Annotated in this window: 13 protein-coding genes; all 13 read right to left on the bottom strand. The window is 52.3% G+C overall.

What is annotated here, in order from left to right; translation table 11 throughout:
• Window positions 1-33: 33 nt before the first annotated feature.
• The 13 genes from EX31_RS02475 to EX31_RS02415 all read right to left on the bottom strand — a co-directional run bounded on the left by EX31_RS02475 (window position 34) and on the right by EX31_RS02415 (window position 12,406).
• Window positions 34-1,020: a 3-oxoacyl-[acyl-carrier-protein] synthase III C-terminal domain-containing protein gene (locus EX31_RS02475; protein WP_037033163.1), complete on the bottom strand. Its 987-nt coding sequence runs from the start codon at window positions 1,018-1,020 to the stop codon at window positions 34-36.
• Window positions 1,004-1,825 (bottom strand): alpha/beta fold hydrolase, encoded by an 822-nt coding sequence (locus tag EX31_RS02470; protein ID WP_037033161.1) that lies wholly within the window; start codon window positions 1,823-1,825, stop codon window positions 1,004-1,006. The genes EX31_RS02475 and EX31_RS02470 overlap by 17 nt, the downstream gene beginning before the upstream one ends.
• Window positions 1,825-2,331, bottom strand: a complete 507-nt coding sequence (locus EX31_RS02465) for a hypothetical protein (RefSeq protein ID WP_037033159.1) — start codon at window positions 2,329-2,331, stop codon at window positions 1,825-1,827. Before EX31_RS02465 ends, EX31_RS02470 begins: the two co-directional genes overlap by 1 nt.
• The gene (locus EX31_RS02460; protein ID WP_037033157.1) at window positions 2,322-3,470 is read right to left on the bottom strand and encodes an acyl-CoA dehydrogenase family protein; all 1,149 of its coding nucleotides are present in this window, start codon (window positions 3,468-3,470) and stop codon (window positions 2,322-2,324) included. Before EX31_RS02460 ends, EX31_RS02465 begins: the two co-directional genes overlap by 10 nt.
• A complete protein-coding gene (locus EX31_RS02455; protein ID WP_037033156.1) occupies window positions 3,467-3,871 on the bottom strand; it encodes a VOC family protein in 405 nt (134 codons plus the stop codon). The genes EX31_RS02460 and EX31_RS02455 overlap by 4 nt, the downstream gene beginning before the upstream one ends.
• Window positions 3,872-3,990: 119 nt before the next feature.
• Window positions 3,991-5,505, bottom strand: a complete 1,515-nt coding sequence (locus EX31_RS02450) for an AMP-binding protein (RefSeq protein WP_037033155.1) — start codon at window positions 5,503-5,505, stop codon at window positions 3,991-3,993.
• Entirely contained in the window at window positions 5,474-7,027 is a 1,554-nt protein-coding gene (locus tag EX31_RS02445) for an AMP-binding protein (protein ID WP_037033154.1), read from the bottom strand. The genes EX31_RS02450 and EX31_RS02445 overlap by 32 nt, the downstream gene beginning before the upstream one ends.
• Window positions 7,028-7,282 carry a phosphopantetheine-binding protein gene (locus EX31_RS02440; protein WP_013577945.1) on the bottom strand — a complete coding sequence of 85 codons (255 nt, stop codon included), beginning with the start codon at window positions 7,280-7,282 and terminating at the stop codon, window positions 7,028-7,030. It lies immediately after the preceding gene.
• A gap of 10 nt (window positions 7,283-7,292) precedes the next feature.
• A complete protein-coding gene (locus tag EX31_RS02435; protein ID WP_037033153.1) occupies window positions 7,293-8,873 on the bottom strand; it encodes a class I adenylate-forming enzyme family protein in 1,581 nt (526 codons plus the stop codon).
• Window positions 8,870-9,775 carry a beta-ketoacyl-[acyl-carrier-protein] synthase family protein gene (locus EX31_RS02430; RefSeq protein WP_231576015.1) on the bottom strand — a complete coding sequence of 302 codons (906 nt, stop codon included), beginning with the start codon at window positions 9,773-9,775 and terminating at the stop codon, window positions 8,870-8,872. The genes EX31_RS02435 and EX31_RS02430 overlap by 4 nt, the downstream gene beginning before the upstream one ends.
• Window positions 9,776-9,894: 119 nt before the next feature.
• A complete protein-coding gene (locus EX31_RS02425; RefSeq protein WP_037033150.1) occupies window positions 9,895-10,806 on the bottom strand; it encodes a hypothetical protein in 912 nt (303 codons plus the stop codon).
• 9 nt (window positions 10,807-10,815) lie between these two features.
• Entirely contained in the window at window positions 10,816-12,123 is a 1,308-nt protein-coding gene (locus tag EX31_RS02420; RefSeq protein WP_037033149.1) for a type III PLP-dependent enzyme, read from the bottom strand.
• The gene (locus EX31_RS02415; protein ID WP_013577940.1) at window positions 12,104-12,406 is read right to left on the bottom strand and encodes a hypothetical protein; all 303 of its coding nucleotides are present in this window, start codon (window positions 12,404-12,406) and stop codon (window positions 12,104-12,106) included. The genes EX31_RS02420 and EX31_RS02415 overlap by 20 nt, the downstream gene beginning before the upstream one ends.
• Between the last annotated feature and the right edge of the window lie 103 nt (window positions 12,407-12,509).

Here is a 12,509-nt window from a genome sequence, read left to right as displayed (position 1 = left end):
AACACATCACATAAAGAACAAGTGCGTATTAACTTAATCCTGCTTAATATCTGGAAATTGCTCCAAATTGCAAAATACCGGAATTTCATTACCGGCTGATAATACCAGCAACAATGAAGAGAAGGTCGCGCCCATGCCTACGCTTACCAGCATCACATGATTGCCGGGCGATAATCTTTTCTGACGGATCAATGTCGCCAAATTCAGATAAGGATCTGCGCCGAAACAATGACCATAACGTGGTACGTTTTCGAGAAATAGTGTTTGCCGTGGAATATTCAGTTCGTCAGCAAGTTTCTGCCACGACGATAAATTCACATTATGCGGTGCAATCCAGTCAAGCGAACCGGCAGTATGCCCGAAATGTTCCAGAGCATTGCGCATCGCGGTGGCGATAAAAGAAAAATAAACGCTGGCGAAGCGTGATTCCTTACCTGATTCATTTCCGCGATGCTGACTGAATTCACCCGCCTGCATGCTGTATCTGGCGGTCACTTTGCAGCGTTCCCCGGCGCGACTGAGCAGAACGGCGCAGGCCGCTTCGCCCATAATGGTGGTATCGTCGATCAGTTCGACTTTGGGGTGAAAGGCCTTTTCGCCGACCAGCAACAAGGCATATTCCCCCGTTTTAATCCGGCTGCAAACATATTCCACGGCTGACAATGACGTCGAACAATGCCCCATCGTCAGCGAGGTGTAATGGGTGTCGTCAGCAAATCCGGCCTCGTCGAGCAGGGCTTTGCCCGACAGGTCGAAAGGGCGAATGCCGGGCAGCGTATGGGCATGCACCACATGTTTAATGCGGGGGAGCCAATCAGCGTGATTGTCGGTGAACTGCTTTAACAACGGGCGCAACAGATCATCAAGTGAACCCGGCTGGCGCGGGAAACTTGCCAGCCCGTAAAAGCGGGAAAACATTCTGATATCCAGCGGACTCAGTTGCAGCGCGGGCGCGACTTCCGCCAGTGATTTCCGTTGTTCAGGAATGTAGACCGTCAGGGATTCAATGTGACCCAACATAGTGGCTCCTTTTTTCAGGATCAGCGTTTGCCGTACGGAGAAAGGCGTTTAATTCGTAGTGTGTCCGTTGATGAGTCAGCACACCCAGATGGCCGGTATGCTCTATCAATGCCAGTTGGCTGCCGGGTAACTGACGGTGTATTTTCCACGCATCGGCCGGATTGATTCTGGTGTCCTGCTGACCCTGAAGTATCAGTGCAGGGATGTCGCCCAGCGCAAAAAGCGAGTCCGTTGCGGGCATCTCCGGTGCCGGGAAGCGGGCCTGATACCACGCGCACAGCGGGGCAAGATAAGATTCAGGCAGATGATTTTGCCGCAGATAGTGTTGCAGCAGGCTGGTAAACGAGGCCGGAACTGACATCAGCACCAGCCGGCTGAAGCGAAAGCCGAGAGATGCCGACAACGCGGTGATCAGCCCGCCAGCAGAATGGGCAACGACGGTGTCGAAAGCACCCAAGGTATTTTGCAGGGTGAGCAGTAACTGGCACTGTGCGGGAAAATCACAGGGGGCTGGCGTTTGCGGATCATGTCCGAGTAAAAACGGCAGATACACTTCATATCCCTGCGCCAGCAGAATATCTTTAGCCTGCGCCAGCATCAGGGGATGACCGCCCCAGCCATGTAACACAAGCGCTTTTTTTGCCGCCTGCATCGGACCTTGACTGATCAGCACCCGGCTGCGATATGGCCCGCAATGCAGTGTTTCCGTTCTCATCAGCGCGAGCTGCTGCACCTCTGAGGGACGCATCGGAAAAACAGCCGGGGTTGACAGCTTATCTGTCAGCGAAACCAGCAAATTATCCATTACTTTCTCAACATCCGTGCCGAGAAAATCAGATAGTGCAATTCTGACTCCTGAGGCGTGGGATCCTGACTCAGCCTTTGTATCGGGTCGTAGAGATAAAGTAAGCGGCATTCCTCCTGCATCAGGGTCTGAGCCAGCCTGTACGCCTCACCGGGATCAAAACGGCCACTGCAAATCCCCCAGGCTTCGGAAAATTCCGGGCAGTGGCACAGCAAACTTTGCAGTAAAGGGGTGGCGCCGCGTGCGGCCGGATACCGTGAATCGTAGACCAGCAGACTCTCCGAAGAGGAGAGAACATGGTGCTGGCAAAGCGTGATCAGGGCTTTAGCATGCAGACGGTTTCCGCAATCCTCTTCAGGCCAGTGATGATACCAGTTGCCCGCCGCCCTGTGTTCTGTCGCCAAAAGTTCTGAAGCAATGAAATGCCGGCTGTCCGGTGTGACGGCCTGGCTGCGGGTAAGAACCGTTATCGTGCCCTGACCGAGCAAGGTGACGGTTACAGGCATGTGTTCACCTCTTGCGGCCGGGAAAACCCCTGATTTAAACGGTGGATCTGCCGCGTTCCCTCAGTGTATTCAAAGGCTTTCACATCCCGGAAGGCCTGCCATAGCGTGTTTAGCAGCCGCATATCTCTGGCCGGTGTACGGTGAATCAGTCCGCAGATCAGCTCTTCCGCCAGGATCACGCAACTGGTTTTTACCATTCCGGGATGATTTTCCGGCGGAAGCTTATCTTCGGTTTGCTGGCAGACCCGCAGCCCGTGGTGATAGACCACCAGCCAGCGGCGTTCCATCTGCGACAGCCAGGCAGACTGCGAAGGTGTCATTCGCCGCTCATGTTGCCATTCGTGCAGTGCGCGTCGCGCGACACCCAGCGCCAGCGCGCCGACGCAAGGACGCAGGGCATCGAATGTGGCGATGGCGGATTTTGCAAACCGCTCCGTCGGCTTCAGATGCCTGCCCAACATGTCTGCTTCAGGGATAAACAGATCATCAAACTGCATGTGCGCAAGGTTAGTGCCTTTCAACCCGTTTAATTCCAGTGCGTAGCGGGAAATTTCTGCTGACTGCGGATTAAAAATAAAAGCATTAATACCCAGAGGTCCGGGTGCTGTGCGGGCAAATATCACACCGGTATCGGCAATCATGCCGTTGCCGATGAACATTTTTCTCCCGCGGAGCAGATACCCGCCGTCAACCGGCGACGCCGTGGTTTCCATGGCGCTTGCATCGCTTCCCTGCTCCGGTTCAGTCATCGCAAAACATGACCAGCATAAGGTCTGCTGAAAGCGGCTAAAAAAAGCATCCTGTTGTTGTTCTGTCCCCAGCCCGGAGACGGCAAAAGCCGCCATGCCGGGGCCGGGAGCCGAAAACATGAGTATCGGGGAGATAAAGGCCACTTTTTCATAGAGCCGGTAGCGCTCAGTCAAACGGATGTGCTGATAATCCTGAAGATGTGGCTTGTGTGACGGGTATTCAGCAGGCACGCCGAGGAGATTAAACGCCGCAGCCTGCGTCCACTGGCTGATGACCGCCCGCGTGTCGTCCGGCGAGGTTATCTGGCGGAGCTTATCGGCAATCGCCTGCGCCTGGGCATCCGGCGTGAAAAAATCCGCGTCTGATGGGTGATCGTAAAATGATTTCATAGCGACCCCGACATGATTTCGATGATTCCGGCATCAGGATGATAAAGGTGGCTGGCGCGGTGATGATTATTAAAGGCATGAAACGGGCGCGTTAATACCATCCAGCCTGCGGATTTCATGGTTTGATATTGCTGGTCAAAATCATCGACAACAAAACAAATATGATAAGGCAGGGATGACTTGCCTGATTTATCCAGCATACTTTGCAGATGAATATTATCTGGCAATGGCTCAACCAGTTCGACCTGGTTATTTCCCTCTGCCGTGGACAGCAACGTGATTAACACCCGCTGAGCATGAATCTGTTCTTTATACCTGACGGTCACGGGGAAAAAGAGTTTAATAGCCGCGACGGTTGCATCGGTATCTGATACGACATAACCGGTATGATCGAAACGCATTATAACCCCGTTAACCCGTCATAAAATTATATGGCCTTCATCATCATGAAGATAAATTGATGCCGGGTATTTTCTCAGCAATTACGTTGGATTTTTTATATGTGATTGCAGGATGTCGATTAAAAACGGTCAGAAACCGCGTATTGCCGGACGAGTTCCTGCCGGTCTATTTTGCCATGCAATGTCAGGGGGAAGTGTTGGCAAAAGACCAGTTGTTTAGGGATCATGTATCCCGGTAGTTGCCCGGACAAGAAATGGCGTAAGGCTTGCCGCTGCAGCGCATTGTCATCATGCAGTTGTACAAACAGTTGCAGGTCGGTCACTTTTCCCTGTTCTTCGAGCGGTACCAGACAGCACTGGATCACATTGGCATTTCGGCACACGGCGGATTCTACTTCTGCCAGCTCAATGCGATTGCCATGCAACTTAAACTGTCCGTCATCTCTGCCGCAAATAAACAGTGACTGATTTTCGTCGACAAAACCGCGATCGCCCGTGGCGTAATAGCGACCCCATTCATCCTCAGCAAAAGCCTGATTGCGGGGGTGATCCTCCGGCAGATAGCCCTGTGAAACCTGAGGGCCGTAAAGCCTGACTTCACCTACCGTTGTGGCAGAAACCGGATGACCGGCCGCATCGACGATGCGAATGCGGTTCAGCCCTTGCGGCCTGCCCAGCGGCAATAACCCCGCCTGATGGTGTAGCGGCTGGGACAAAAGATGCGTATGCGTCACGCAGGTTGTCTCGGTCGGGCCATAAGCGTGCATCACTTCAAGCGCCGGAAAACGCGTCTGTAACTGTGTGATCAAACCTGGTGCAACCCGTTCACCGCCGATATAAAAACGCTTCAGGGCGGGGAACTTAACGTGGCTGAATAGCGCGTCTTTAAGCATGAGTTCAGCAAAACTGGGTGTTGAAAACCAACTGGTGACGGCCACATCTGGCTCTCTTGTCATCAGCCTGATGTTTTGCCGGGGCAAAACATTATTGCAATGATCCAGCATCAGCACGGTCTGCCCGCGGCTGAGAACCGGAATGAGATCGAGGATCGCCATATCAAAAGAAAAACAGGCGTGATTAATATGACAGCCCTTGTCCGTTCCGCCGGTGACTTGTGGTGCGAACCACGCGCTGAAAGCGGCAAAATTGTCATAACTGACCATAACGCCTTTAGGCTCACCGGTGCTGCCCGAGGTGGAAAGGATATAGAAAAGAGATTGGGTTAATGACGGTTCAGCGGGCAGCGTTGCAGGAGAAATGTCTGCCAGTGAAGCACTGACACACTGCGGCCATTGCTCCAGCCCGGCGAGGGGTTGCGGCAGCGTGGTGATGATCACTTCCGTGCGCGTCATCCGGGCTATTTTTTCAATTCTGGACGGCGGATTTGCCTGATCCACAAAGGTGAAGCAACAGCCTTTACTGATGCAGGCCAGAATAGCGGCGACCGCATCGAGTTGTTTATGACCGTAGATCAGCACATTGCGACCCGCCAGAGGGGTAAGAAAATGGGCGATGGCGGCCGTCCGTGCGCCCAGTTCAGCAAAACTGTAGGTGCCTTGCTGATTAATCAGCGCGATGGCGTCATCACAGTTGCGAAGCCGGTCAAACAGCGGTCTGATTTGCGATAAAAACATATTTCTCCCCTTTATCCAGTGCCAGATCACGCGCCGCGCTGCGGTCGAGTTTTCCGTTATGATTCAAAATAGTATGAGGAATGGCATACCAGTAACGGGGGATCGACCACGGCGGGAAATGTGCCTGCATCGCGTGGCCCAGCGCTGAAAGAGCGCAGGAATCATTGAGGATCACGCAGGCCTGGATAGCCTCGGCATTGCCTTTGCGTAAAAAAGGCACTGCAACGACATCTGACACGAGATTCTGGCTACGCAGGAAATGCTCAATTTCATAGAGATCGATGCGGTGTCCCTGGATCTTGACTTCCCCGTCCTCGCGGCCAAGAAAATAGTAACAATCTCCCTTCGCCTGGCCGATATCACCGGTCAGATAGGCATTTTGCCCGGCATGGCGGATAAACTGTGTTTGCTGTTTCAGCGGTGCATTGAGGTAGCCTGGCCCGACGCAGGTGCCGCTGATTAACAGCTCGCCCCGGCCGCTGTCACTTTCCTGTTCGTGCAGGCTGAGTACCGCGCCCGGTCTGGCCGCGCCAATCGGCAAGGGTAGCGGGTCGCTGATCATTTCAGGTGTAATAAGCACCGAGGTCACCGCAACCGTGCATTCCGTCGGGCCATAGGTGTTTATCACGCTGGCATCGGGAAATCGTGTCCATAGCTGTGTGACGATGTCTTTTGTCAGTGTTTCACCGCAAAAAATAAACCGCCTGAGCAGGGGAAGTTGTGCGGCACTGAACGTGGGGTCCAGCAGATAAAGGCGGATAATCGAAGGCGTGGATACCCAGCAGACAACACCGGTTTCTGCATGCTGTGCAATCATTTTGCGGGCGCTGATGAGTTCGCGGTGATCGAGCACCGACAGCGGTTGCAGGAAAACCCAGGCTAACCAGATTTCAAATAAGGAAACATCAAAGCAGTAGCGAACATTGCCGGTGACGGCACCGTCCAGTGGAAAATCTTCGCGGATCCAGTGAATGAAATTCACCATATTGCGCAGGGTGATTTGGATCCCTTTCGGCTCGCCGGTGGTGCCGGAGGAAAACATGATGTAAGCCAGCGGTTCGCCGGGGACATCCTGCAAACGCTGGCGGCTTTCACTCAGCAGCGCATGCAGTGTGGCATCCGTACAGACAGACCCGTTAATTTCCGCCGTGTTGAGTACCCTGACCGCGTTCATCTGAACCGGCGTCGCCGTCGTATTCAGCAGCAGACCTGCGCCGAGGGTGAGCGCAATTTTCTCCACGCGTTCCGGGCTGTTATCCGATTCAACGGGCACCACCGGGCAGCCGCAGAGCAGGCATGCCCACCAGGCGGCAATAAAATCGAACGACTTATGCCCGTATACCAGCACCGGTTTTACATGGCGGTCAGTGTCTGTCTGATGCTGGCGGATCTGCACGGCGAGATCCATTGCGCGCTGACTCAGCGTGGCATAATCGCGACGGTGTGTACCATGGCACCAGGCAAGTTCGGGCCGGTGCCGGAAACGCATAAAAATCGCGATAACCTCTGCCCATTGTTCCATTCAGGCAGCCCGGTTCGCGAGTTGCAGTTGAATGAATCTCGATAAGCTGCCCACGGTTTCAAAATGCTCAAATTCCAGCGTGGCCGGATCCAGGATCAGCCCGTCGACTTTCTCTTCCAGATACATAATCAGTTCAATATACAGTCCGCTTTCAAAGCCTAAATCGCGTTCCAGATGTGTTTCTGCATGCAGTTCTGAGAGATGAGAACTTTCCAGCACTAAGCCGATGGCTTCAATGATTGTTGAAGTAAACATAATGATTTCCTTATGATTTTACGGATTCGCGTTGAACATCATGGGAGCGCTGTAACAGGAGTTCAGGCAGCCGGTTACGATCAATCTTTCCGTTATTATTTTTGGGTAACGCCTCACTGAAATAATAGCGGTGAGGGCGCTTGTAGCTTTCGAGATGGGTCTGACAGAAGGCTTTGAGCAGGGCAATATCGGGCGCCGTCACACATTCAATACAGGCGACGATCTCATCACCGTAAATGGCATGAGGGACGCCAATCACCGCCACCTGTCCGACCCCGGGGATGCGTTTGAGCACGCCTTCGACTTCCCGCGGCGCCACTTTTTCGCCATTGGTTTTCAGAATGTCATCTTTGCGGGCGACAAAATAAAGCAGGCCACGTTCATCCAGCCGGCAGATATCTCCGGTATACAACACGGATTCGCCGGGCAGCGGGCCGGGACGTAATTTCTTTTGCGTCTGTTCTTCATTGCGCCAGTAACCGCGCATGACCGTCGCGCCACGAATAACCAGCTCGCCCGTGGCATTGCTGCGATGCGGGACACCGTTGTCATCCACCACCCAAAGTTCGGTATTCGGGATGGCGTAACCGACGCTCTCTTTATGTGTCGACAACATCGCTGGCGGAAGCCAGGTGCAGCGATGGCATTCCGTCAGCCCGTACATAGAGAAAATTTCAGCCTGAGGGAACAGGGCAATCAGCGTATCAATATCATTGGAATGCAACGCGGCAGCCGTATTCGTGATTTTACGCACGGATGAAAAATCATAACGTTTTGCCAGAGGGGCAATGAGGGCCAGCATCGTGGGGACAATCGGCAAAACCGATGCCCGCTGTTTCACCAGTTGTTTGAGGGCAAACAACGGACGGCTGAAATCTTTTTCGATAATCAGCGTCGCGCCCACTCTGGTGGCCATGATGGCCTGATAAAGCCCGTAGTCAAAACTCATCGGGATCGTGCAGAAAATCCGATCGCTTGCCCTCAGATCCAGATAGGTGCTGACGGATGTCGCCGCGCTTAACATATTGCGCTGGGTCAGCATGACGCCTTTCGGATCTCCGGTGGAACCGGATGTGTAAATCAGGCAGGCCAGATCGATATCCAGTGCGTCTTCCGGCACAAGCGGTGTGACGTCTGCCTGCGCCGCGATCTGCTGTAATGAAAGTAACGCCGGGCGGATCAGACTTTCTGTGCCCGGCTTGTCAAACAGCACCGGATACGGGGTGCGATCTGCACTAGCCGTGACCCGCGCATCCGCCTGATCTGCACTGCTGATCAGCAAACTGGCTTCTGCGTTGTTGCATATCCAGCCCACGCGCGCGACGGGCGTGTCAGGGTTAAGAGGGATAAAAATGGCTTGCAGGTACTGAACCGCCCAGAAGCACACCACAAAGTCGATACTGTTCGGCAGCCAGACCACCACCCGATCGCCCCGTTTAATGTGATGCTGTTGCAAAGAGGTGGCTGTTTTCATGACCCGCTGGAACAGTGCTGACCAGCTTATCTCTTCATCACCGGCAACCAGGGCGGTTTTCTCGGGAAAAGCCTGTGCAGCACGGGCCAGCCACTGCGTTAAATGAGTTGTGCTCATGGAATATCCTCATTGTCTGATTCGAGAACCATTGCGCCAAAGGTGCCCGCCACGCCTGAGGCCAGAGCCAGAATGCACTGCGCTCTGACGGCATTATCCCCACAGGCAAGCAGGCTTTTGATATTGAGAAACGCATCGCTGCAAAAGCAGTGACCGAGCGTGTGGAGGTTATGGCGAAATACGATGTCCCGGCTAAATCCGCTGTGATCAGCAAGGCGGTCAAAGGTCACCGGGCTGATGTGGTAAGGGAGCACGGCGCTGAGTTCTTCCGGTTTACGTCCCGCGCACGCCAGCGCTTTTTGAATGGTTTCGGTCATCACCGGCAAAAATGCGTGGTCATAGGCATTTTCACTTTCGCGATCCGTTTCCCGCATCCGCGTGCCATAAGCCCCGAGTTGTTGTAAATGTAGTGCGCGCAGATGCAGCGAATGAGGAGAAGGGGTCATGCCAACCAGCGTGGCGCAAAAGGCTTCGCCAAAATAACCATTCTGATCGACATATTGCACCGTGCGGTGAAAACATTTTTCACCGGTGATCAGCACCCCGCAGACAGAGGCCTGGTTCTCAGAGCCACAGTTCTCAGAGCCACAGTTCTCAGAGAGAGTGTTCTGCTGTGCGGCGCGCATTTTCGCCTGCAAATATTTCAAACTCACCAGACCCGAAGCGCAGGAAGCCTGTGTCGCAGAAAAAAATTCGATCTCCTGATCGCCAAAAAACGTCTGAAATACCGTGGACAGTTCTTCCATCCGGTCAAACGGGCTTGTGGCGTGCAGAGAATGCGCCCAGGCGACATAGCGGATTTGGCGAAATAAACCGGGGTCGCATTCAGCGCGTAATTTTTGCAGAAGGTCGGAGAGCAGATCCGGCAATGTTTCATCAGCAAACAGACTGGCAGATTGCATCTTATGAAAACGGCTAAAAATTTTATGATTCCGTTCTCCCCAGCGGTATTTTTTTTCCAGCAGGGAGAGCGGGGTAAGAACCGGAGCTATCAGGCTTGTGATGGCATGGATATACACCTTCAGTTCTCCATCACAAAACTGGCGAAGATCATATTCTTCCCTTCCGGCATCATTAATAAGAACCGCGTATTTTCCTGTGCCAGCTTTTTTAATAACACCCAGGGTGCTGAAGACAATAAAGCATCGTCCCAGGTTTCTATCCTGACACCCGAGAAGTTGGCATCCCGATGCAGAACCTGTGAAAACGATTTGCTGGTCAGAATAATCAGCGGCAATGCGTTTTCAGCGGCACTGAACATCTTCAGCGTGGAAAGCAGGGGATAAATGTCCGCCGTTGAAACCGGCAGCGAGGTTTTCTGATAATTTTTAAAGGTAATATTACCGGCGACCTTATGGGGTTCGTGGGTCGCGTTGCTTTGTAAAAGGAGCAAACAGCAACTGGCCGCGGGGTGGAAATTGGCGAGATAAGGGCTGTCATACAGAATCGCATCCTGATCTGCCATCATCAGCAGGGCTTTACGCGGACGTTTGTCCCCGCCGATATCTTCCAGGTAATCTTCAATGATTTGCAACGCGACAAATCCACTGCTTAAGCCATGATCGCTGATGGCAATACCAAAAGCGTTATGAGAACCGGTTTCATAAATAATGGCATTGGTCACTGAAGCGCCAATTTCAGCATCGGGCGTCCAGTGGGTCAGCACCACCAAATCCAGGTCATTGACCAGCGCCTGCTCTTCCAACTGGGTCACCAGTTTTTTGAGCATCGTCGTGAATGTCAGGTTTTGAGAGTTAACCCAACGGGAGACGGGCTGAAGCTGGGCTTCGCTGGTGCGGGAATGTGACTGAAAAAAAGCGTTAACAAAACTTTTAACTTTATCCAGTTGTTCACTCTCCACCGTAGCAGAAGGATTGTTATTTTTTTCAAACTCATGCCAAAGAATATTGGATGCTGAAAATTCCAGAGACATACAGATTCCTCAGGCATTTTCGACAGATAAAGGCTGATATATCTGAGGTGCCAATAATGTCTCAATGCTATCTGCGGTTCGGATAAGGAAAGCCTGACCTTTCTCCACCAGAATTTCGGCGGGATGACCAAAACTTAAAAAGTTGACGGGTGAAGCACTGGCCCCGTATGCGCCTGAATGTCCGATGCCGATCAGGTCACCCGGATGCAGTTCCGCCAGCATAATGTTTTCACCTAATATATCGGTGGGGGTACAAAGCGGGCCGGTGACCTGATAACGATGTTGTGTCCCGGCACGGGTTTCACCCAGACGGGCCATCGGAAAATTACGCCGGATCAGCGAGTTGATGCCAGCGGCGCTGCCGTGACAGTTGGCTCCGCCATCACACACCGCGAACCATTCGTCCCGGGAGGGTTTAAGATAATTAACGCGGGTGACGAAAATGCCTGCGCGGGCAATCAGATATCTGCCCAGTTCGACGATGATCTTACAGCGCGGAAATTTGTCATGATAATTGCGGATAACGGGCGCTAACGCGCCACCGAGCGCAACAATATCCAGTGGCTTTTCTTTATCAAAATACCTGACGCCAAAACCCCCGCCGACATCGACAAAATCAAAATCGACCTTGTAGATCTCCTGCAAAGATCCCGCCAGTGACAGAATATTCAGGGTATTTTTAGCCAGCGCTTGCCAGTCGAGGATCCGTGTACCGAGATAAATATGGATCCCCGCCAGTCGTAAATTTTCCTGCTGCGCGACGCAGGCAAATGCCTGCGGTAAAAGTTGTTCGTCGATGCCAAATTGCCGTGGTTTGCCGCTCATCACCAGTTTGGCTTTTTCGCCCGTAAACTCAGGGTTGATGCGCAAGGCGATGGTTTGTATAACGCCCATGCTGGCAGCAATATCATTCAGAAGTTTTATTTCTTCAATGGATTCGATGACGACAGCTTTAATACCGATGCGACAACATTGGGTTAATTCAGCAATGTATTTTCCGGGACCCACAAAAATAATATCCTCCGGGGGCACACCCTGACTTATCACTGTTTCCAGTTCTGCCAGAGAACACACTTCACAGCCTGTTCCTTCCCGGTTTAACAACTGAACCAATGTTTTATTGGGATTAGCTTTGAGCGAATAAAAATAATGAATCTCATCCGGAAGTGATTTTTTTAATGCTGAAAAGTCGGCCTTTATTTGCGAGGCGCTGTAGGCATAAAACGGCGTCGGCACCCTGTCAGCCAGACGCTGATAAGGAATGTCATCGATTTTTTCTGTACTGATAAACTGGCTATCAGGAGGAAAAGCTGACATCGCTAAACCTCCGGGATAACAGTGATTCAATCTGATTGATATTTTTGAAGTTTTCGAAAAGATCGCCATCGAGGATATCAAAAAAACTCCCGGAAACCTCGGTTCTGGCTTCCATCCATTCGCCCATCTCTGCGATAAAGCCCACTAAATGGATTGAGTCCAGTAACCCTTCAGGCCCGTAGATATCAGCTCCCTGTGCAATAGCCGCCAACTTTCTATTGTCAACACCCACTTTCTCTAAGCATGAGAGTATAAATTCTTTCGTTGTCGATGAAATAGTCATTGGTTTCGCCACTTTAAAAACTTCGAACTGACATGATATCCGCCGTATCAGGAAAGATTTGCTTGAAATTGCGCCTGCAATAAAAGAAGAAAATCATAAAGCG

The sequence above is a fragment of the Rahnella sp. WP5 genome, assembly GCF_000745615.1.
GTDB lineage: Bacteria > Pseudomonadota > Gammaproteobacteria > Enterobacterales > Enterobacteriaceae > Rahnella > Rahnella aceris.
This window is presented reverse-complemented; position numbering and strand designations above follow the sequence as displayed.